Origin of the sequence: Streptomyces sp. NPDC060002, assembly GCF_042737245.1 — a bacterium.
Lineage (GTDB): Bacteria > Actinomycetota > Actinomycetes > Streptomycetales > Streptomycetaceae > Streptomyces.
In genome coordinates this window covers 161,436-182,351 of sequence record NZ_JBHWUW010000005.1, presented here as the reverse complement: position 1 = coordinate 182,351, position 20,916 = coordinate 161,436, and the positions used below count along the sequence as shown (strand labels likewise).

Genomic DNA, 20,916 nt, shown 5'->3' with positions numbered 1-20,916 from the left:
TCAGTCTCCGTCGGGCATCACGACGTTGAGGGCCCAGGAGACGACGGAAATGATCAGGCCGCCCAGGACCGCGGTCCAGAAGCCCTCCACGTGGAAGCTCAGGTCGACCTTGTCGGCCAGCCACGAGGTCAGCAGCAGCATCAGGGCGTTGACCACCAGGGTGATCAGGCCGAGCGTGAGGATGAACAGGGGAAAGGTCAGCACCTTCACGACCGGCTTGACCAGGAAGTTCACCAGGCCGAAAAGCAGTGCGACGACTATGAGGGTGCCGATCTTCTTGCCCGTGCTGTCACCGGTCAGAGTGATCTTGTCGAGCAGCCAGACGGCGACCGCCAGGGCGCCTGCGTTGGCGATCGTCTTGACTACGAAATTCTTCATGTGTCTGATCGTGGCAGAGAGATCGCGAACGAGCACCGGACGAGGGCGGACAAGGTCGATGAAGGCATTCCGGTTGGATGAACTGGAGGCGGAGCGAGCCGCCAACGACGGCGCCTACCTACAGTTTCTGCGTGAACGGAACATGTCGGTCGGGCTGTACGCGCTCGATGCCGGCTCGCACGATCCGCAGAATCCGCACAACCAGGACGAGGTGTACTTCGTCGTGAGCGGGCGAGCCTCGATCACCGTCGGCCTGGAGACCACGCAGGTGGCGCGAGGCAGTGTGGTGTACGTCCCGGCCGGGGTCGCCCACAAGTTCCATCACATCAGCGAGGACCTGCGGGTCCTGGTCGTGTTCTCGCCGGCCGAGGGCTGAGCCTGTCCGTCTGCCGGCTGACCAGCGGTCTCGGGGTTCCCTAGGGGTTCGGTCAGGGGAGGACAAGGGGTGCGAGGCCCCCGTCGGCACCCACTTCGGACCTAGCATCGGCGGCAGGACATCGAAACGCTCCGGCCCGACAGGGGTGCCGGACATCGACCGAAGAAGATGAGGACAAGGGCGATGCGAGAGATCTTCGCGGGAATGCCGTGGTGGGTGAAGTGGGTCGCGGTGCCGGTCATCGCCCTGGTCGTGTTCGGTGGTCTGATAGCCAGCGTCGTCGGGTTCGTGATCGGCCTGCTCTTCAAGCTGCTGGTCTTCGTGGCGCTGGTCGGCGGACTGATCTACGTCGTAAGGAAGTTCACTTCGGGTTCCTCGTCGCGCAGCGACTGGTGATGGTGGGGGCCGGGGAGCGGTAACAGGAATCGGCTGTTCCCTCGGCCGGGGGAAGTTTCCCTGACAGCCCGTCTGTACGCGGTGGCAGACGGTTAAAGTCCGGAACTCGTCGCGGGTCGAACTCCCGCGAGTGGCGCACACCCCCTCCCGTGTCCCCGCACGGGCCTCCCCCTCGCGCTTCGGAAGTGACCCTTGGTCATGGTTGACACCGCATCGGCAGAGCCGTTCGCACCCCCCGCGCGGCCGCGTTCCGCCGCGCCCCCACTGCAACGCCCACCGAACACGACCACCCCCGAGCACCCGCATACCGCCGTCACCCTGATCGGCTCCGTCCAGCGCGCCATGCGGCTGCTGGAATCCGTCGCGGAGCACGAGTACGGGGCTCCGGCCAAACAACTCGCCCGCGAGACCGGACTCGCGCTGCCCACGGCCTACCACCTGCTGCGCACCCTCGTGCACGAGGGCTACCTGCGACGGGACAAGGGACTGTTCTTCCTCGGTGAGGCGGCTGAGCGGCTCGGCAGGAGCGGGGCGGCGCAGAAACGTCGCAGCACGGTCGCCGACACCCTCGCCCAGTGGCGCGATTCGATCGGTGTTCCCGTGTACTACGCCAGGTACCGCGACGGTGAGATCGAGATCATGTGCGTTTCCGACACCCCGGGCAATCCGGCGGTCGAGGAGTGGGCGGACTTCGGTGAGACCGGCCATGCGCACGCCATCGGCCAGTGCCTGCTCTCCCAGCTTGACGAGGACGCCCGCCGCGACCACCTGGACCGCTACCCCGCTCAGTCGATCACCCCGTACACCGTGCGCGACAACCACACTCTGCTGCGGCGCCTGGAGCGGATGCGGCGGATGGAGCCGGTCGTCGAACGACAGGAGTACGCGCTGGGCACGGTGTGCGCCGCCATTCCGATCACCGTGGGCACCACGGCGGCCACGATGGCGATCTCTCTGCCCGCCCGTCACGCCGACCGGTTGTTGCCGGCGGCGCGGCAACTTCAGAGCGAGGTCGGACGGCTGCTGGGATCGCTGGCGATCTCTATCAGTATCTGAAAACTCACTCCTTGTGATCTGTTGTGTACTTTCAGCAAGATGCGTGCAGTGTCAGAAGGTCCATTCCCGGCCAGGCGGCGGCAAATGACGAGGTAAGGCGATGCGCGAGTCCGTACAGGCAGTACAGGCAGAGGTCATGATGAGCTTCCTCGTCTCCGAGGAGCTCTCGTTCCGCATTCCGGTGGAGCTGGGTTACGAGTCATGCGATCCGTATGCCGTGCGACTCACCTTCCATCTGCCCGGTGATGCCCCGGTGACCTGGGCCTTCGGGCGCGAGCTGCTCATCGACGGGGTGGGCAGGCCGTGCGGCGAGGGGGACGTCCGTGTCTCGCCGGTGGATCCCGATGTGCTGGGGGAGGTCCTGATCCGGCTTCAGGTCGGCGGCGACCAGGCGCTGTTCCGGTCGTCGGCGGCCCCGCTCGTGGCGTTCCTCGATCGCACCGACAAGCTGGTTCCGTTGGGCCAGGAGGGTGCTCTAGCCGATTTCGACGCGCATTTGGACGAGGCGCTGGACCGGATCCTGGCGGAGGAGCAGAGCGCCGGCTGACGTGAGGGTGAAGCGAGTGGTGGCGGAACGCTTCGCCACGTTCGGTGTTGTGCAGGAACGCTTCTTCAGCTGGTGGCGCAGGCGCTGGACGACCTACTGGGAAGAGTGAGGCGTGCGCCCGAGCGGGTCGGTGTTGTCGGCACTCGGGCGCCCTCCCGCCTCAGCGCTTGCGCCGCCTGCCCCGGCCTCCCCGGGCCTGGGTGCTGCCCGCGGCCGTCGCCACCGCCGGAACCGCAGGAGTCGCTTCCGGAGCCGTCACGGGCGCCTTTCCAGGGCCTGGCCGGTCGGCGGAGACCACCAGGGCCGCCAGGACCGTCGTGACGGGCACGGAGGCGACCAGGCCGATCGAACCCACCAGCGTGCGCACGATCTCCTCGGCGACCAGTTCGCTGTTGGCGACGGAGCCCACGCTGCTCTGCGCGATCGAGAAGAGCAGCAACAGCGGCAGCGCGGCACCGGCGTAGGCGAGGACGAGCGTGTTGACCACGGACGCGATGTGGTCGCGGCCGATGCGGATGCCGGCCCGGTACAGGCCGCGCCAGCCCATCGCGGGGTTGGCCTCGTGCAGTTCCCAGACCGCAGAGGTCTGAGTGACCGTCACATCGTCGAGGACGCCGAGCGAGCCGATGATGATCCCGGCCAGCAGCAGACCGCTCATGTCGATCGACGGGTACAGACCATGGATCAGACCGGTGTTGTCGTCCGTGTTGCCGGTCAGCGCGGCCCAGTCGATGAACACCGAGCCCAGGATGCCGATCAGCAGCAGGGAGATCAGCGTGCCGAGCACCGCGACGGAGGTGCGGGCCGATAGCCCGTGACAGAGATACAGCGCGATCAGCATGATGGCGCTCGATCCCACCACCGCCACGACCAGCGGGTTCGACCCCTGGAGGATCGCGGGCAGGACGAAGAAGTTCAGCACCATGAAACTGATGGCCAGCGCGACCAGCGCCATGACGCCCCGCAGCCGCCCGACGACCACGACGGCGACCGCGAAGATGATGGCCAGGACCGCCATGGGGATGCGGCGGTTCACGTCGGTGACCGAGTACTGCAGGTCCTTCGGCGCGGAGGGCTCGTAGGCGACCACGACCTTCTCGCCCTGCTCCAACTGCCGTGACTGGTCCGGCTGGACGATCTCGGTGAACGTACGGCCCTTGTCGTCGCCGGTGTCCACCCGGATCGTGGCCCGCTTGCAGGCGCCGCTCGCCTGCTGCTGCGCGGTGGAGCCCTCGGCCGTGGAGGTGTCGCCGGTAGGGGTGTCGCCCGAGGCGTTCACCGACGCGCAGCTCACGCTCACGACCTCGGTGACCGTGGCCTGTTGGGTCTGCCGGTCGAAGCCGACCCCGGTGCGTTCGTGCGCCGGGGCTCCACCGGGCCACAGCACCACGAGCCCTACCAGCACCGCGACCCCGAACGGGATGATGATGGCCGCGATGACCTTGCGCAGGTGTTGGGAGACGGGGGCGGCCGGGCCGTGACTGTGGCTGTGCGAATGCCCGTGCCCGCCGTCGGAACCGGAACCGTGCCCGCCGTCGGAACCGGAACCGGAGCCGTGCCCATCTCCCGGGAGATGGCCCGGGAGATGGCCGTGCCCGCCGTCGTGGCCCGTGATGGGACCGTTCCCGGGGCCGCCACCATGACCACTGTCGTGGCTCTGCCCATGACCGTGTTCGCGGTCGAAGCCGTATCTGTCACCAGCACCAGCACCATGGTCAGGACCAGAACCATGGTCAGGACCAGGACCAGGACCAGGACCAGGACCAGGACCAGGACCAGGACCAGGACCAGGGCCATGCTCAGGACCAGGACCAGGACCAGGACGAGGGCCCGGGCCAGGACGAGGACCGGAACCATGGCCGGGGCCGTACCCCTGACCGGGCGCGGGTCCGGCCCCGTACTCGTGGCTGTTTCCGTATCCCTGGTCGTTCCCGAACTCCCGGTCGCTCTCGGACCCTTGCCCGTTCCCGTATCCCTGCCCGCTCTGGTATCCCCGGCCGGGCCCGGGCCCGGGCCCATGACCGTTTCCGTAACCGCGGCCGTTTCCCGGCCTCGGCAGGGCCCCTGCCCCTGCCCCTGCCCCTGCCCCTGGCTCTACCCCTGGCTCTGGCCTTGGCCCGGGGCCTCCACCGGAGCCGGATCCTTGACCGCCGGGAGTCCCGACGCGCCTCAGCCCGCCGAGCCCGCCGGCGTATCCCGGACCGCGGCCGGGGCTACGCGGCTGATCGTGACCATCACTGAAGTCGCGGTCGCCTCCGGGGCCGCCGCCAGAACCGCTGCCGCCGCCAGAACCGCTGCCGCTGCCAGCACCGCTGCCGGAGCCATCGCCGGGGCCGCTGCCGGAGCCATCGCCGGGGCCGCTGCCGGCGCCCGGTCGGCGGGGCGGCTCGGGCGGCGGATACGGGGGCTGGTGTGTCGTGGTCACCGACCGATCATCGCAAGAACGACACGGGCCCTCTGTTCACCGCGCCAGAATTGACGCTAGCGTGGAGACAACCTTTGCACACGCGGGAGCTCGGAGCACCGGGCTGAGAGGGCGCTGACCTCCGTCTTCGCGATGTTTCACGTGGAACGTCTCTCGAATCGAGTGATGTTTCACATGAAACGTCGGCAGGCGGTAGCCGCTGCGTCGACCGCCGAACCTGTTACCGGGTAATGCCGGCGTAGGGAGTAGGTCTCATGACCAACAAGGACGCACGCACGCCTGCCTTCACGCATAACGCGACCGGCGAAAGCACGGTCGACGTCAACGACTCGGAGGCCGGGAAGTCCATCGGCTGGCACAAGGGGTACGTCGAGGGCGCCCGCCCCGATCTCCGGGTGCCAGTTCGTCAGGTGCACCTCACCAACGGGCAGTCGGTCACCCTGTACGACACCTCCGGCCCGTACACCGATCCGCTCGTAGAGACCGACGTCCGCAGGGGTCTGTCGCCGTTGCGCGAGAACTGGATCATCGCCCGGGGCGACACGGAGGAGTACGCGGGCCGTCCGGTCCGCCCCGAGGACGACGGCGTCAAGCACACCTCACCGCGCGGCGGTCTGCGCAACCTCGACGCGGTCTTCCCCGGCCGGCCGCGCCTGCCGCGCCGCGGCCGGGACGGCGAGGCGGTCACCCAGCTCGCGTATGCGCGCCGGGGGGAGATCACACCCGAGATGGAGTTCGCGGCCATCCGGGAGAAGGTTTCTCCCGAGGTGGTGCGTGAGGAGATCGCGGCGGGCCGCGCCGTGCTGCCGGCCAATGTCAACCACCCGGAGATCGAGCCGATGATCATCGGCAAGCGGTTCCTGGTGAAGGTCAACGCCAACATCGGCAACTCGGCGGTGACGTCCTCCATCGAGGAGGAGGTCGAGAAGATGACCTGGGCGACCCGTTGGGGCGCCGACACGGTCATGGACCTTTCGACCGGCCGTAACATCCACACCACCCGCGAGTGGGTTCTGCGCAACTCCCCCGTCCCCATCGGCACGGTGCCGCTGTACCAGGCGTTGGAGAAGGTCGACGGCCGCGCCGAGGAACTGACCTGGGAGATCTACAAGGACACCGTCATCGAGCAGGCCGAGCAGGGCGTGGACTACATGACGGTCCACGCCGGCGTCCGCCTCGCGTACGTCCCGCTCACTGCCAACCGCAAGACCGGCATCGTGTCGCGCGGCGGCTCGATCATGGCGGCCTGGTGCCTCGCGCACCACAAGGAGTCGTTCCTCTACGAGAACTTCGAGGAACTCTGCGAGGTCCTCGCCGCCTACGACGTCACGTACTCGCTGGGAGACGGTCTGCGGCCGGGTTCCATCGCGGACGCCAACGACGCGGCGCAGTTCGCGGAGTTGAGGACACTCGGGGAACTCAACCGGATCGCGAAGCGTTTCCATGTTCAGACGATGATCGAAGGCCCGGGCCATGTCCCGATGCACAAGATCAAAGAGAACATCGACCTTCAGCAGGAGATCTGCGATGAAGCTCCGTTCTATACGCTCGGCCCGCTGACGACGGACGTCGCGCCGGCGTACGACCACATCACCTCCGGTATCGGTGCCGCGATGATCGCCTGGTGGGGCACGGCCATGCTCTGCTATGTCACGCCCAAGGAACATCTGGGCCTGCCCAACCGGGACGACGTCAAGACGGGCGTCATCACCTACAAGATCGCCGCCCACGCGGCCGACCTCGCCAAGGGGCACCCCGGCGCGCAGGAATGGGACGACGCGCTGTCCGACGCCCGCTTCGAGTTCCGCTGGGAGGACCAGTTCAACCTCGCCCTCGATCCGGACACCGCACGGGAGTTCCACGACGAGACACTCCCCGCGGAGCCGGCGAAGACGGCGCACTTCTGCTCGATGTGCGGGCCGAAGTTCTGCTCGATGAAGATCAGTCAGAGCATCAACGAGCGCTTCGGCGCCGGGGCGGCAGACGGGGCTTCGGCGGAGGAGATCGCCGAGGGCATGTTGGAGAAGTCGAAGGAGTTCGCGGCCGGCGGGAACCGCGTGTACCTGCCGCTGGCCGACTGACGTCCCTGGATCGGCGCTGTCCCCCGAGATCCGACGCCGGGGGACAGCGCCATGAGCGGTCGTCACCGACGGAGACGACTTTGTGGCATCCGTAGTGCAGCCGGGAATGGATGCCGAGGTGGATGCGGCCTGCTGGCTCGACGACGACCGACAGGAGGAGACCATCGCGTTCGTTCGGTTGCCTCAGGGCGTCGGCTCGGCAGACTGGGCTTCATGACAGCGCGATCCCTGAGCAAGGGTGCCAATCTTCCGGTCGACGTGCCGGACGTACGGGTCGAACTCAGCTGGGCCGAGGGGGCCGGTGGGCCGGACATCGATGCCTCGGCGCTGCTGCTGGCGGAGGACGGACGGGTACGTGACGACGGGGACTTCGTCTTCTACAACCAGCCGCTGCACACGTCCGGCGCCGTGCGGCACGTCGGCAAACGGAGCGAATCCGGTGTCATGACCGACACCGTCCAGGTGGACCTCCGCTCGCTGGAGGGCGCCATCACGCGGGTGGTGCTGTGCGCGTCGGCCGACGGCGGCACCTTCGGCCAGGTGACCGGCCTGACGTTGAGACTGCTCGGCGGGGACGGGCGCTCCGAGGTGGCCCGCTTCGAGATGCAGGCGGACACGGAGACGGCGTTCATCGCCGGTGAGCTGTATCTGCGCGAGGGGCGCTGGAAGTTCCGGGCGGTCGGCCAGGGGTACGCCTCCGGGCTGGCGGGGGTGGCCACGGACTTCGGGATCACGGTCGACGACGAGCCTGAGCAGGCGGTCGCTCCGCCGAACCGCCCACCGAATCGCCCGCCGGTCGCTCCGCCGAACCGCCCACCGAATCGCCCGCCGGTCGCTCCGCCGAACCGCCCACCGAATCGCCCGCCGGTCGCTCCGCCGAACCGCCCGCCGGTCACCCCACCTGCGGTTACCCCCCGGGCCACCACCCCACCTGCCCTCACCTCGCCCGCGCTCACCCCACCGACCAGCACCCCGCCGACCACCACCTCACCGTCCGGTCCCCGTCTGACCAAGGGGGAGGAACTGCTTCCCGTCGACATGCGTAAGCGGCTGTCGCTGCGCAAGGAGCAGGTGGCCGTCAGTCTGAGCAAGCGGGGGGCGGTGGGGATCAGCGCGCGGATCGTGCTCGTCCTCGATGCCTCCGGGTCCATGGCGTTCCTGTACTCACGGGGTGTGGTGGCGGACGTTGTGGAGCGGATGGCGGCGGTGGCGGCGCAGCTCGACGACGACGGCGAGATGCAGGCTTGGACCTTCGCCAGCGATGCCGCCCGCCTTCCCGACCTGCGGTTGGGCGAGCTACCCGAGTGGCTGCGGCTGCATGTGCGGGTGGGTGAGATCAGTCTGTTCCGGCGCGGGAAGAAGCCTCGCAAGGGGATGGAACCGGGGCAGGTCGACATGCGCTCGGTCGGCATCCAGAACGAGGAACAGAAGGCGGTTGCCCAGGTCAGGTCGTATGTCCGGGAGAATCCGGCAGCCGCCCCGACCTTGGTGCTGTTCTTCTCCGACGGAGGGGTCTACCGCGACGCGGCGATCGAGCGGGAGCTGCGGGCGGCGGTCGAGGAGCCGATCTTCTGGCAGTTCGTGGGGCTCGGCCGGTCCAACTACGGGGTCCTGGAGCGGTTCGACACGCTGCCCGGACGCCGCGTCGACAACGTGGGGTTCTTCTCCGTGGACGACATCAGCACCGTCCCGGACCAGGAGCTCTACGACCGGCTGCTGTCCGAGTTCCCGAGCTGGATCACCGCGGCCGGCCGGGCAGGCATCCTCTGACCCGGTTGGGCCGGACGTACGACTCCGGGCTGCCCACCCCCGTGACTCCGTCCGGCACGGCGCACCACTGAGCACCGCAGGGCAGCACTGATCCGCAGGCCGGCTCTCCACCGGAGCCGCCCGGCGCCCGGCGTACGGCTTGCGCTCCCCTCGGCGGGGTCGGCGGGGGCGCAAGCCGAGTGCCTATTCCGGCTGGTGCTCCGGGCCGCCGAAGTCCGGGCTGGTGTAGTCCGGGCTGCTGAAGCTCGGGCGCGGGCCCGTCGAACGCCCGTCGTCCGGGCTGCTGAAGCCAGGGCGGTCGTAGCCGATCTTCGGGAGGCGGCCGGTGGGGGCAGGCCGGGCCGGCTCGGTGTGCAGGGCGGCCGCCGTGCCGGGGCTGGCGAGGGCCTTCTGGAGGAACGGCAGGATGCCGCGTTCCAGCAGGGCTTCTCGCCAGGCTTCCCTGGCCTGGTCGACCTCCTCGCTCAGTTCGCCGTACGGCCCGGCCTCCAGGGAGGGCCGGTTGCGCAGGGCGGTGAGCAGCAGCGCGACGGTGGCGACGAGGATCGCGGCCACGGCCACCGCCCCGAACGTCCAGCCGGCGGCGACCATGGTCCGGGCGAACGCCTGCTCGGGGTCGAGTGCCCTGAGGAGGTAGCCGACGAGCAGGAATATCACCGCGGCGGTCCCGGCGAGGACGGGGGTGAGGACGGCGGCGACGGCACCCGCCCCGGCGGCTTCGGCGGCCTGGGCCGCCTCCCCCATGGTGGTGGCGAGCCCCATCGCGGCCGCGCCCGGCTCCGCGGAGCCGGTCTCGGACGTGGACGACGGGGTGGCCGGCGCGGGGTGGCGCAGCTCCTCGCGGACCTTCACGTAGTGCTGGTACTCGGCCGCCGCGGCCACCGTGATGAGTGCGGAGGCGTTGAGCGCCATGGTGCGCAGTTGTTCGGGGTTGAGCCGCTGTCCGACTGCGGCCAGTTCCGGGTGGTGTGGGGCGGAGCGCAGCGCCTCGTCGAGGATCCGCTCGTACTCCTGGCGGTCCTCGCTGTTCAGGTGCTGCGGAACGCTGTTCATCTGCATCCCCCGATGCTCCGTAGGGCTTGGGGCTCGCATGCCAACGAGCCGTCGGGCAGAAACGGAGGGGAGCCTGCTACGGATAACCCGATGGTAGAGCGGTGACGGCATGGGGTGACAGGGGGTTTGCCGAAATTGGCCTCTGGCCTGCGGTGTCGCCGACGGATCCACAGTGGGGTACTTCTGCCCCGGGAGTGGACCCGGGAACCGCCCCGGGAACGCTCAGATTTCCAGGGGCAGTTGCTGGACCAGCAGTTTTCCGGCCATCGTCACGCCGCCGTCCATCGCGATGGCCAGCCCGTCCGCGTAGACGTGCGGTCCCTCGACGTGCGGACCGCCGTTGTCCTCGCCGTCCTCGGAGCCGACTTCGCCCAGCAGATAGGGAATCGGGCTGTGGCCGTGAACGATGCGGGTGCCGCCGTACGTATCGAGCAGGGAGCGTACGGCGTCGGCGCCGCCCTCGTCGCGGAAGGAGAAGCGCTTGGTGAACTTGCGGAACAGGTCCCACACCTCGTCCGCGTCGTTGCGCGTGATCGTCTCGCGGACGGTGTCGTTGACCGCTTCGATCGAGTCGCCGTAGTCGAGGTAGGCGGTGGTGTCGGAGTGGACGAGCAGGTGGCCGTCGACCTCCTCGACCGCGTCGAGGCGGGCCATCCACTGCAGGTGGTGGTCCTGGAGACGGTCCATGTCGTACTTCTGGCCGCCGTTGAGCAGCCAGGCCGCCTGGAAGGTGGCGGTGCCCGCGCCGGAGTTGACGGGCGTGTCGCCGAAGCGCTTGGCGCCGAGCAGCAGCAGTTCGTGGTTGCCCATGAGGGCCTTGCAGTACCCGCCGGCCGCGGCGGCCTCGGCGGACAGCCGCATGACGAGGTCGATGACGCCGATGCCGTCCGGGCCGCGGTCGGTGAAGTCACCGAGGAACCACAGCCGGGCCGTGCCCGCGCACCAGTTGGCGGCGGAGTCGACCAGGCCCTTCTCCTGGAGTGCGGCCACCAGTTCGTCGAGGTAGCCGTGGACGTCGCCGACGACGAACAGCGGTCCCGGACCGGTCGCGGGCAGCGGGGCCTGCACGGCCTCCGGGTCCACGGCCACCTGGAGGGTGTCGCCGCGCCGACTGATGACGGGCAGGTCGCGCTGGGTCGGCGTGTAGCCGTCCGGGTGCTCCAGCGGCTCCTCGAGCGGCGGCGCGGCATTGCCCGGGTCTGTGCCGGGGTCGTACGGACCGGTCTCATGGACGTACGCGGGCACCCGGAAGTCGCGCAACGTCGCCGTCCGCTCCACCTCGGGTCCCTGACCGGCCCCCTGAGTCATCAGACCCCTCCACCATCGCGCCGCATCTGCACCCTTCGGGCTGCCTGGTCGCAGCGGCCCGCGGTGCCGTGCGTCCATCATAGGAATGCGGATCGTGCCGTGTGATGACCCAGGGGTGGTGAATCGGAGCAAGACTCCAGTTCATCGCGGCTTTCGCCCCGATTGGGCCGGGCTTCGGCAGCCCGCCCTCACCCGGCGCGTACCTTGCCCGCACCCGCACCTCACCCTCGCGGGCTGCTCCGTCGGACGGACCGGGGGACGGCATCGGCCGGGCAGGGGCGATTTCGGCGGCCGGCGCAAGGCCGATCGGACGGCTGTGGCCGAAGCGACGTCCGATGTCTCCGGCACTGCCGTAAACCGCCCGTACGTGCCTCCCGCCAACTTTCGTTGACGCGATCCGCCCGATCCGCCCCGGACTGCCCGGCCCCCCCGGCCCGTCCGACCTCCCCCGGCCCTCCCGCCCAAGCCACCGCGAACGGACCTCACCGCCCCACAGCCCCCATCGGCCCCCCGAACCACCGCCCCCCGAACAAGCCGCCGCTCCCCACGGAACCGAGCCTTGGTGTCGGTCGTGGGGAGCGGCGGCGGGCTACTTCTCCTCCGGCGCCCGGGGTGGGCTGACCGTGGTCCGAGGGGGGCGTCGCTGCGAAGAGGTGCGTACGAACAGTTCGGTCGGTATGACCTGCTCGACCGGGCGGTCCGTCTCGTCGCCCTCGATAGCGTCGATCAGGAGTTGCACCACCGCCGTGCCGATGCGGCGCGGCTTCAGTGAGAGGGTCGTGACGGGCGGCTCGGTGTTGGCGTACACCGTGGACTCGCTGCAGCACACGATCAGCAGGTCCTCGGGGACCCGCAGCCCGTAGCGGCGGGCCGCGGCGAGCAGGTCGGTTCCGTTGGGGTCGAACAGGCCGTAGACGGCGTCCGGGCGGTCGGGGCGGGCCAGTAGCCGGTCGGCGGCGACCGCGCCCGCGCAAGGGTCGTGTGCGGGGTAGGCCTCGTAGACCGGGTCCTGGCCGACCCGCTCGCACCACCGCAGGTACGCGCTGGTCGACAGGTGTGTGTACGTGTCCGTGGTGGTGCCGGTGAGGAGGCCGATGCGGCGGGCGCCGGCGTCGGCCAGGTGGTCGAGGATGTCGAGGACGGCGGCTTCGTGGTCGTTGTCCACCCAAGCGGTGACCGGGAGCGTGCCGGCCGGGCGGCCGTCCGAGACGACCGGTAAACCCTGCCGGACCAGCTCGCTGACCACCGGATCCTGGTCGGAGGGGTCGATCACGACCGTGCCGTCCAAGGCGACGTTGGACCACACGTCGTGGCGCGAGGTCGCGGGGAGGATGACGAGCGCGTAGCCGCGGGCGAGCGCGGCGGAGGTGGCGGCGCGCGCCATCTCCGCGAAGTACGCGAACTCGGTGAAGGTGAAAGGTTCATCCCCGTAGGTCGTCACGGTCAGGCCGATGAGGCCCGACTTGCCGGTACGGAGGGTTCGGGCCGCCGCCGAGGGGCGGTAGCCAAGTCGGTCGGCGACCTCGCGGACATGGCGTCGGGTGGCGTCCGGGAGCCTGCCCTTGCCGTTGAGGGCGTCGGAGACGGTCGTGATGGAGACTCCGGCGGCGGCGGCCACGTCCCTGATGCCCGCCCGGCCCGGCCGGCTGCCTCGGCGTGAGGTTTCCGCGCGGCTCACCTGGTGCTTCCCTGCTGCTGTCATGGCGAGCCGATAGTAGGGCTCATTCGGTGGGGTAGGGCGGACGCATATGCACGCGTTGACAGGCACGTTTCTGCAAGGCCAGAAGGGGTCAAGTGCCTTGGAAAGAAAGGCAGTTGACGCACTCGATACCAGGACGTGACGTGTTGGCACGGATGAGCCTGCCAACGCACCGATGTCTCGAAGAGGTCTCAACTCACCTGCACGAGGGATGCGCGCCACGGAGTGCACCACGGGCGCGTAGATATATGTGCAGCGCGCCCCCAGGCGCGTACGCCTTCGTGCGGCTTCGTCCTCAGAAGTCGCAGAGGTCCCTCCGTTTGAGGCGTCGGTCCCTGCTCACCTGTACGCACCCGCGCCGAATCCTCATAAGGTGAGCAGTATTGAAGCCGGTGGTGGTCACGAGGAGGACTGCGGTGAGCGAGACGAGCCCCAAGCTGCGCGCCGAGCTGGAGGGGATCCCCACCTACAAGCCGGGCAAGCCGGCCGCGGGCAGTGGCCCCGTGGCCTACAAGCTGTCCTCCAACGAGAACCCCTATCCGCCGCTGCCGGGCGTGATGGAGACGGTGACGGCGGCGGCCGCCTCCTTCAACCGCTACCCGGACCTGGCCTGCACGGTTCTGATCAACGAGCTGTCCGACCGGTTCGGCGTCCCCGCCTCCCACCTGGCCACGGGCACCGGCTCGGTCGGTGTCGCCCAGCAGCTCGTCCAGGCCACCTCGGGCCCCGGCGACGAGGTGATCTACGCCTGGCGGTCCTTCGAGGCCTACCCGATCGTCACGCAGATCAGCGGCGCGACGGCCGTGCAGGTGCCGCTGACGCCGGGGGATGTGCACGACCTGGACGCGATGGCCGACGCGATCACCGAGCGGACCCGGCTGATCTTCGTCTGCAACCCCAACAACCCCACGGGCACCGTCGTGAAGCGGGCCGAGCTGGAACGGTTCCTCGACCGGGTGCCGCGTGACGTGCTGGTCGTGCTCGACGAGGCGTACCGGGAGTTCATCCGTGACCCCGAGGTGCCGGACGGTGTGGAGCTGTACCGGAAGCGGCCCAATGTCTGTGTCCTGCGGACCTTCTCCAAGGCTTACGGCCTCGCCGGCCTGCGCGTCGGCTTCGCCATCGCCCACGAGCCGGTAGCGGAGGCCCTGCGCAAGACGGCGGTGCCGTTCGGTGTGAGCCAGCTCGCGCAGGAGGCCGCGATCGCCTCGCTGCGCGCCGAGGACGCGTTGCTCGGCCGGGTCGGTTCCCTGGTGTGCGAGCGCCTCCGGGTGGTCGAGGGGCTGCGCGCGCAGGGCTGGACGGTGCCCGAGACCCAGGCCAACTTCGTGTGGCTGCGGCTGGGCGAGCAGACGATTCCCTTCGCGGCCGCGTGTGAGCAGGCGGGCGTCGTGGTGCGGCCGTTCCCGGGTGAGGGTGTGCGGGTGACGGTCGGGGAGAACGAGGCGAACGACATCTTCCTGAAGGTGGCGGAGGGGTTCCGCAAGGACCTGTAGCGAGTCGCCTGGGCCGGTTTCAGCTGGTCAGCAGGGGTCACAGGGGGGTTTCCGCGAGTAGGCGGGGACCCCCCTTCGCCTATCGAAAATCGGTGCGGCATACTGGCTTGTGAATGTGAACGCTTTCACAAGCGTGATCCACGAGCGTGAGGTAAGGAGTGACGACGTGGACCTGGCTTTGGCGCCGGAGACACTGGCGCGCTGGCAGTTCGGCATCACCACCGTCTACCACTTCCTCTTCGTCCCCCTGACGATCTCCCTCGCGGCCCTCACCGCCGGGCTGCAGACCGCCTGGGTGCGCACGGAGAACGAGAAGTACCTCAGGGCGACGAAGTTCTGGGGCAAGCTCTTCCTGATCAACATCGCCATGGGTGTCGTCACCGGCATCGTGCAGGAGTTCCAGTTCGGCATGAACTGGTCCGACTACTCGCGCTTCGTCGGAGACGTCTTCGGCGCCCCGCTCGCCTTCGAGGCCCTGATCGCCTTCTTCTTCGAGTCCACCTTCATCGGTCTGTGGATCTTCGGCTGGGACAAGCTGCCGAAGAAGATCCACCTGGCCTGCATATGGATGGTCTCGATCGGCACGATCCTGTCGGCGTACTTCATCCTCGCGGCCAACTCGTGGATGCAGCACCCCGTCGGCTACCGGATCAACAAGGAGAAGGGGAGGGCCGAGCTCACCGACTTCTGGGCCGTGCTGACCCAGAACACCGCGCTCAGCCAGGTCTTCCACACCATGTCCGCGGCCTTCCTCACCGGCGGCGCCTTCGTGGTCGGCATCGCCGCCTTCCACCTGTACCGCAAGAAGCACATCCCGGTGATGAAGACCTCACTGCGGCTGGGCCTGGTCACCGTGGTCATCGCCGGTCTGCTCACCGCCGTCAGCGGCGACGTCCTGGGCAAGGTGATGTTCAAGCAGCAGCCGATGAAGATGGCCGCCGCCGAGGCCCTGTGGGACGGCGAGGCGCCCGCGCCGTTCTCGGTCTTCGCCTACGGCGACGTCGAGGAGGGGCACAACAAGGTCGCCATAGAGATCCCGGGCCTGCTGTCCTTTCTCGCGAACGACGACTTCAGCTCGTACGTCCCCGGCATCAACGACGTGAACAAGGCCGAACAGGAGAAGTACGGTCCCGGCGACTACCGGCCGAACATCCCCGTCGCCTACTGGGGCTTCCGCTGGATGATCGGCTTCGGCATGTCGTCCTTCGCGATCGGCATGGCAGGACTCTGGCTCACCCGCAAGAAGTTCCTGCTGCCGCAGCACCTGAGGGTCGGCGAGGACGAGGTGCCGCATGTGGTGCTGTTCAGGAACAAGGCGCTCAGCCCCAAGCTCACCAAGCTCTACTGGCTGGCGGCGATCTGGACCCTGGGCTTCCCGCTGATAGCCAACTCCTGGGGCTGGATCTTCACCGAGATGGGCCGCCAGCCCTGGGTCGTCTACGGCGTCCTGCAGACCCGTGACGCGGTCTCTCCCGGGGTCTCCCAGGGCGAGGTCCTCACGTCGATGATCGTCTTCACGGCGCTCTACGCGGTCCTCGCCGTCATCGAGGTCAAGCTGCTGGTGAAGTACGTGAAGGCCGGCCCTCCCGAGCTCACCGAGGCCGACCTCAACCCGCCCACGAAGATCGGCGGCGACTCCCGGGACGCCGACAAGCCGATGGCCTTCTCCTACTAGGCCGAGGGAGCTGCACAGACATGGAACTGCACGACGTCTGGTTCGTCCTGATCGCCGTCCTGTGGACCGGCTACTTCTTCCTGGAGGGCTTCGACTTCGGGGTCGGCATCCTCACCAAGCTGCTCGCGCGTGACCGGCCCGAGCGGCGGGTGCTCATCAACACCATCGGGCCCGTCTGGGACGGCAACGAGGTGTGGCTGCTCACGGCGGGCGGCGCTACCTTCGCCGCCTTCCCCGAGTGGTACGCCACGCTCTTCTCCGGCTTCTACCTTCCCCTGCTGCTCATCCTGGTCTGTCTGATCGTGCGGGGCGTCGCCTTCGAGTACCGGGCGAAGCGGCCCGAGGAGAGCTGGCAGCGCAACTGGGAGACCGCGATCTTCTGGACCTCGCTCCTTCCCGCGTTCCTGTGGGGCGTCGCCTTCGGCAACATCGTGGGCGGCGTCAAGATCGACCAGGACTTCGAGTACGTGGGCAATCTCTGGGACCTGCTCAACCCGCACGCGCTGCTCGGCGGGCTGGTGACCCTGACACTGTTCACCTTCCACGGCGCGGTGTTCACGGCCCTCAAGACCGTCGGCGACATCCGGGAACGGGCACGGAAGCTGGCGCTGAAGGTGGGGCTCGCGACCGCCGTGTTCGCTTCGATCTTCCTGCTGTGGACGCAGATCGACAGCGGTGACGCCAAGAGCCTGGTCGCCCTGGTCGTGGCGGTCGGCGCCCTGGTCGCGGCGCTCGTGGCCAACCAGGCGGGACGTGAGGGCTGGTCGTTCGCGCTCTCCGGCGTCACCATCGTGGCTGCCGTGGCGATGCTCTTCCTGACGCTCTTTCCGAACGTCATGCCGTCCACGCTCGACGAGAGCTGGAGCCTCACGGTGACCAACGCCTCGTCGAGCCCTTACACCCTGAAGATCATGACCTGGTGTGCGGGGATCGCCACCCCGGTCGTGCTGCTCTACCAGGGCTGGACGTACTGGGTGTTCCGCAAGCGGATCGGTACGCAGCACATCGCCGAGGCCGTGCACTGAGTCTGATGTGGGGTGTGTTTCACGTGAAACACACCCCATGAGGAAAGAGCGTGTTTCACGTGGAACATGCTCTTTGAGAAGAGGGTGTTTCACGTGAAACCGATCGACCCGCGTCTCCTCCGGTACGCCCGCGCCACCCGCCTCTTCCTGGTGGCGGTCGTCGGTCTGGGTGCCGTCGGAGCGGCCCTGGTCATCGCCCAGGCGATGCTCATCGCCGAGGTCGTGGTGGGAGCCTTCCAGCACGGCCTGTCCATCGCCGAACTGCGCACTCCCCTGCTGCTGTTGGTGGCTGTGGCGGTCGGCCGGGCGCTGGTGGCCTGGCTCACCGAACTCGCCGCGCACCGCGCGAGCGCCGCCGTGAAGTCGGAGCTGCGGGGGCGGCTGTTGGAGCGGGCCACCGCGTTGGGGCCGAACTGGCTCAGCGGTCGGCGCACCGGTTCGCTGGTCGCCCTCGCCACGCGGGGTGTGGACGCCCTCGACGACTACTTCTCGCGCTATCTGCCGCAGCTGGGGCTGGCGGTGGTCGTACCGGTCGCGGTGCTCGCGCGGATTGTGACCGAGGACTGGGTGTCCGCCGCGATCATCGTCGGCACCCTGCCCCTGATCCCGGTCTTCATGGTGCTGATCGGTTGGGCCACACAGTCGCGGATGGACCGTCAGTGGCGGCTGCTGTCCCGGCTGTCCGGGCACTTCCTGGACGTTGTCGCCGGGCTGCCCACGCTCAAGGTGTTCGGGCGGGCCAAGGCGCAGGCCGAGTCGATCCGGCGCATCACCGGCGAGTACCGGCAGGCGACCATGCGGACGCTGCGGATCGCCTTTATCTCGTCGTTCGCGCTGGAGTTGCTGTCGACGCTCTCGGTTGCCCTGGTGGCTGTGACGATCGGCATGCGGCTCGTGCACGGTGAGATGGACCTGTACATCGGCCTGGTGATTCTCGTGCTCGCGCCGGAGGCGTATCTCCCGCTGCGGCAGGTCGGGGCGCAGTACCACGCGGCGGCCGAGGGGCTGGCTGCCGCCGAGGAGATCTTCGAAGTGCTGGAGACGCCGGCACCGGCGTCGGGCACGGTCGCGGTGGCCGAGGGAGGGGTGGCCTTCGAGGGCGTGACCGTCCGCTTCCCCGGGCGCTCCGCCGACGCTGTCACGAACGTGTCGTTCACCGTGGAACCCGGTGAGACGGTCGCGCTGGTCGGGCCGAGCGGTGCGGGCAAGTCGACCCTGCTGAACGCACTGCTGGGGTTCGTGCGGCCGGCCGAGGGCCGGGTGCTGGCCGGGGGAGTCGACCTCGCGGCGGCCGACCTGGAGCAGTGGCGCTCTCAGGTCGCGTGGGTGCCGCAGCGCCCGCACCTCTACGCCGGGACCGTCGACGAGAACGTACGGCTGGCGCGTCCCGACGCCGACGACGCGGCCGTACGCCGGGCGCTGGCGGACGCGGGGGCGCTGGAGTTCGTCGAGGCACTGCCCGCCGGAGCCGACACGGTGCTCGGCGAGGACGGGGCCGGGCTGTCCGCCGGGCAGCGGCAGCGGCTGGCGCTGGCCAGGGCGTTCCTCGCGGACCGGCCCGTGCTGCTGCTGGACGAGCCGACGGCCGCGCTCGACGGGGAGACCGAGGCCGAGGTGGTGGCGGCCGTGCGGCGCCTCGCGGCCGGGCGGACGGTCCTGCTGGTCGTGCACCGGCCGGCGCTGCTGGCGGTGGCGGACCGCGTGGTGCGGCTGACCGAGGCCGAGACATTCGCGCATGTCGGGGCCGTGTCCAAGAGCACTCCCGCCCCGCTGGAAGAGGCGGCTGCCCGGCCCGTCACCGGCGAGTCCGGGACGGGGCTCGCCGTGACCGGCGGTGACGTCCTCGCCCGGGTCCGCGCCATGGCCGGTGCCCGACGCGGCCGGCTGGCCCTCGCGTTGCTGCTCGGCAGCCTTGCCCTCGGCAGTGCCGTAGGCCTCATGGCCACCTCCGGATGGCTCATCTCGCGGGCCTCGCAGCAGCCACCGGTGCTGTACCTGATGGTGGCCGTGACGGCGACCCGCACCTTCGGTATCGGACGGGCGGTGTTCCGCTACGCGGAGCGGCTCGTGTCGCACGACGCCGTGCTGCGGATGCTGGCCGACACCCGGGTCGCCGTCTGGCGCCGGCTGGAGCGGTTGGCGCCCGCGGGGCTGCGCTCGACCCGTCGGGGTGACCTGCTGACGCGGCTGGTCGCCGATGTGGACGCCCTCCAGGACTACTGGCTGCGCTGGCTGCTGCCCGCCGGTTCCGCGGTCGTCGTCTCGGCCGGGTCCGTCGCCTTCACGGCATGGCTGCTGCCCGAGGCCGGGGCGGTGCTCGCCGCCGGGCTGCTGACGGCCGGGGTCGGTGTTCCCCTGGTCACCGGTGCCGTGGCGCGCCGGGCCGAGCGCCGGCTCGCCCCCGCCCGAGGGGTGCTCGCCACCCGCACGGCCGACCTGCTCACCGGCACCGCCGAGCTGACCGTCGCGGGCGCGTTGCCCGTCCGTACCGCGGGGGTGCGCGCGGCCGACTCCGTGCTCACCCGGATCGCCTCACGCGCGGCGACCGCCACCGCCCTCGGCGACGGGCTGACCGCGCTCGTCTCCGGGCTGACCGTCACGGCCGCCGCCCTCGTGGGCGCCCAGGCCGTCGCCGACGGACGGCTGAGCGGGGTGACCATGGCCGTGGTCGTCCTCACCCCGCTGGCCGCCTTCGAAGCCGTCCTGGGGCTGCCCCTGGCCGTGCAGTACCGCCAACGGGTGCGCAGGAGCGCCGAGCGGGTGTACGAGGTCCTGGACTCCCCCGAGCCCGTGCGCGAGCCGGAGAGTCCCCGTCAGGCGCCCGCGTCGCCCTTCCCGCTGGTCCTCAAGGGGCTGGCCGCCCGGCACGCCGGGCAGGGCCGGGACGCGCTCGCCGAGGTCGACCTCACCCTGACGCAAGGACAACGGATCGCCGTCGTCGGGCCCTCCGGGTCCGGCAAGACCACGCTGGCGCAGGTGCTGCTGCGGTTCCTGGACGCGGGCGGGGGCTCGTACATGCTCGGCGGGGTGGACGCGTGTGCCCTGGACGGCGACGACGTACGCCGGCTGGTCGGGCTGTGCGCGCAGGACGCGCACCTCTTCGACAGCTCGGTCCGCGAGAACCTCCTGCTCGCGAAGAAGGGGGCGGGCGAGGAGGAGCTGCGGGTCGCGCTGGCGCGGGTCCGGCTGCTGGAGTGGGCCGACGGTCTGCCCGACGGGCTCGACACGCTCGTGGGCGAGCACGGTGCCCGGCTGTCCGGCGGGCAGCGGCAGCGGCTCGCGCTGGCCCGGGCGTTGCTCGCCGACTTCCCCGTCCTGGTGCTCGACGAGCCGGCCGAGCATCTGGATCTGCCGACCGCCGACGCTCTCACCCAGGACCTGCTGGCCGCGACCGAGGGTCGTACGACACTGCTCATCACTCACCGGCTGGCCGGCCTCGAGGCGGTCGACGAGGTGGTCGTGCTGGACGAGGGACGGGTGGTGCAGCGGGGTTCCTACGCGGCGCTGACGGCCGTCGAGGGACCTTTGCGGAGGATGGCCGAACGGGAGGAGGCCACGGAGCTGTTGGTGGCGGCGCGATGACCGCCGGACCAGGTCCGGCTTTCCGTGACGAAAGGTCTGACCAGGCTCA

General features: G+C 69.6%; 15 protein-coding genes and 1 riboswitch. Of the genes, 10 read left to right on the top strand and 5 right to left on the bottom strand.

Translation table 11 applies throughout. The features are described 5' to 3' along the window. A complete protein-coding gene (locus ACFWBD_RS07550; RefSeq protein WP_385664008.1) occupies nt 1-378 on the bottom strand; it encodes a phage holin family protein in 378 nt (125 codons plus the stop codon). Between the two features lie 58 nt (nt 379-436). Here ACFWBD_RS07550 and ACFWBD_RS07545 point away from each other — a divergent pair, with 58 nt between their 5' ends. The 4 genes from ACFWBD_RS07545 to ACFWBD_RS07530 all read left to right on the top strand — a co-directional run bounded on the left by ACFWBD_RS07545 (nt 437) and on the right by ACFWBD_RS07530 (nt 2,753). Next, on the top strand, nt 437-754 hold the full coding sequence (locus tag ACFWBD_RS07545) for a cupin domain-containing protein (RefSeq protein WP_385664006.1): 318 nt from the start codon (nt 437-439) through the stop codon (nt 752-754). 183 nt (nt 755-937) lie between these two features. Continuing rightward, on the top strand, nt 938-1,150 hold the full coding sequence (locus ACFWBD_RS07540) for a DUF5326 family protein (protein ID WP_385664004.1): 213 nt from the start codon (nt 938-940) through the stop codon (nt 1,148-1,150). 198 nt (nt 1,151-1,348) lie between these two features. Then, a complete protein-coding gene (locus ACFWBD_RS07535; RefSeq protein WP_385664002.1) occupies nt 1,349-2,206 on the top strand; it encodes an IclR family transcriptional regulator in 858 nt (285 codons plus the stop codon). Nucleotides 2,207-2,306: 100 nt separating this feature from the next. Further along, complete coding sequence (locus ACFWBD_RS07530; protein ID WP_020130693.1) at nt 2,307-2,753, top strand: SsgA family sporulation/cell division regulator; 447 nt, start codon at nt 2,307-2,309, stop codon at nt 2,751-2,753. 160 nt (nt 2,754-2,913) lie between these two features. Here ACFWBD_RS07530 and ACFWBD_RS07525 read toward each other — a convergent pair whose 3' ends face one another. Beyond that, on the bottom strand, nt 2,914-4,368 hold the full coding sequence (locus ACFWBD_RS07525) for a YibE/F family protein (RefSeq protein WP_385664194.1): 1,455 nt from the start codon (nt 4,366-4,368) through the stop codon (nt 2,914-2,916). A gap of 882 nt (nt 4,369-5,250) precedes the next feature. Further along, nucleotides 5,251-5,440, top strand: a riboswitch (TPP riboswitch). On the opposite strand from ACFWBD_RS07525, the gene thiC reads away from it, so the two are divergent. After that, nucleotides 5,433-7,259 (top strand): phosphomethylpyrimidine synthase ThiC, encoded by a 1,827-nt coding sequence (thiC, locus tag ACFWBD_RS07520; RefSeq protein WP_385663999.1) that lies wholly within the window; start codon nt 5,433-5,435, stop codon nt 7,257-7,259. (Overlaps the previous riboswitch by 8 nt.) A 213-nt stretch (nt 7,260-7,472) precedes the next feature. Next, a complete protein-coding gene (locus ACFWBD_RS07515) occupies nt 7,473-9,029 on the top strand; it encodes a VWA domain-containing protein (protein ID WP_385663996.1) in 1,557 nt (518 codons plus the stop codon). 183 nt (nt 9,030-9,212) lie between these two features. On the opposite strand, the gene ACFWBD_RS07510 is transcribed toward ACFWBD_RS07515, so the two are convergent. From ACFWBD_RS07510 to ACFWBD_RS07500, 3 genes are all read right to left on the bottom strand, one after another. Continuing rightward, nucleotides 9,213-10,088, bottom strand: a complete 876-nt coding sequence (locus ACFWBD_RS07510; protein ID WP_385663993.1) for a hypothetical protein — start codon at nt 10,086-10,088, stop codon at nt 9,213-9,215. Nucleotides 10,089-10,304: 216 nt separating this feature from the next. Further along, a complete protein-coding gene (locus ACFWBD_RS07505; RefSeq protein WP_385663990.1) occupies nt 10,305-11,390 on the bottom strand; it encodes a metallophosphoesterase in 1,086 nt (361 codons plus the stop codon). Between the two features lie 589 nt (nt 11,391-11,979). Then, on the bottom strand, nt 11,980-13,092 hold the full coding sequence (locus tag ACFWBD_RS07500) for a LacI family DNA-binding transcriptional regulator (RefSeq protein ID WP_385663987.1): 1,113 nt from the start codon (nt 13,090-13,092) through the stop codon (nt 11,980-11,982). A gap of 413 nt (nt 13,093-13,505) precedes the next feature. Here ACFWBD_RS07500 and hisC point away from each other — a divergent pair, with 413 nt between their 5' ends. The 4 genes from hisC (at nt 13,506) to cydD (ending at nt 20,867) form a co-directional block, all read left to right on the top strand. Then, nucleotides 13,506-14,585: a histidinol-phosphate transaminase gene (gene hisC / locus ACFWBD_RS07495; RefSeq protein WP_385663984.1), complete on the top strand. Its 1,080-nt coding sequence runs from the start codon at nt 13,506-13,508 to the stop codon at nt 14,583-14,585. A 166-nt stretch (nt 14,586-14,751) separates the two neighbouring features. Then, nucleotides 14,752-16,260, top strand: coding sequence for a cytochrome ubiquinol oxidase subunit I (locus tag ACFWBD_RS07490; protein WP_385663982.1), 1,509 nt, complete (start codon nt 14,752-14,754; stop codon nt 16,258-16,260). Between the two features lie 20 nt (nt 16,261-16,280). Next, entirely contained in the window at nt 16,281-17,285 is a 1,005-nt protein-coding gene (gene cydB / locus ACFWBD_RS07485) for a cytochrome d ubiquinol oxidase subunit II (protein WP_385663979.1), read from the top strand. Between the two features lie 93 nt (nt 17,286-17,378). Further along, nucleotides 17,379-20,867 (top strand): thiol reductant ABC exporter subunit CydD, encoded by a 3,489-nt coding sequence (gene cydD, locus ACFWBD_RS07480; RefSeq protein ID WP_385663976.1) that lies wholly within the window; start codon nt 17,379-17,381, stop codon nt 20,865-20,867. The last annotated feature ends 49 nt before the right edge of the window (nt 20,868-20,916 follow it).

Bases quoted from the DNA above. Each gene is read 5' to 3' on its own strand.
- ACFWBD_RS07510 (WP_385663993.1), bottom strand. From the start codon at position 10,088: ATGCAGATGAACAGCGTTCCGCAGCACCTGAACAGCGAGGACCGCCAG.
- ACFWBD_RS07545 (WP_385664006.1), top strand. From the start codon at position 437: ATGAAGGCATTCCGGTTGGATGAACTGGAGGCGGAGCGAGCCGCCAAC.
- ACFWBD_RS07515 (WP_385663996.1), top strand. From the start codon at position 7,473: ATGACAGCGCGATCCCTGAGCAAGGGTGCCAATCTTCCGGTCGACGTG.
- ACFWBD_RS07550 (WP_385664008.1), bottom strand. From the start codon at position 378: ATGAAGAATTTCGTAGTCAAGACGATCGCCAACGCAGGCGCCCTGGCG.
- thiC (WP_385663999.1), top strand. From the start codon at position 5,433: ATGACCAACAAGGACGCACGCACGCCTGCCTTCACGCATAACGCGACC.
- ACFWBD_RS07500 (WP_385663987.1), bottom strand. From the start codon at position 13,092: ATGACAGCAGCAGGGAAGCACCAGGTGAGCCGCGCGGAAACCTCACGC.
- ACFWBD_RS07540 (WP_385664004.1), top strand. From the start codon at position 938: ATGCGAGAGATCTTCGCGGGAATGCCGTGGTGGGTGAAGTGGGTCGCG.
- ACFWBD_RS07535 (WP_385664002.1), top strand. From the start codon at position 1,349: ATGGTTGACACCGCATCGGCAGAGCCGTTCGCACCCCCCGCGCGGCCG.
- cydB (WP_385663979.1), top strand. From the start codon at position 16,281: ATGGAACTGCACGACGTCTGGTTCGTCCTGATCGCCGTCCTGTGGACC.
- ACFWBD_RS07505 (WP_385663990.1), bottom strand. From the start codon at position 11,390: ATGACTCAGGGGGCCGGTCAGGGACCCGAGGTGGAGCGGACGGCGACG.
- ACFWBD_RS07530 (WP_020130693.1), top strand. From the start codon at position 2,307: ATGCGCGAGTCCGTACAGGCAGTACAGGCAGAGGTCATGATGAGCTTC.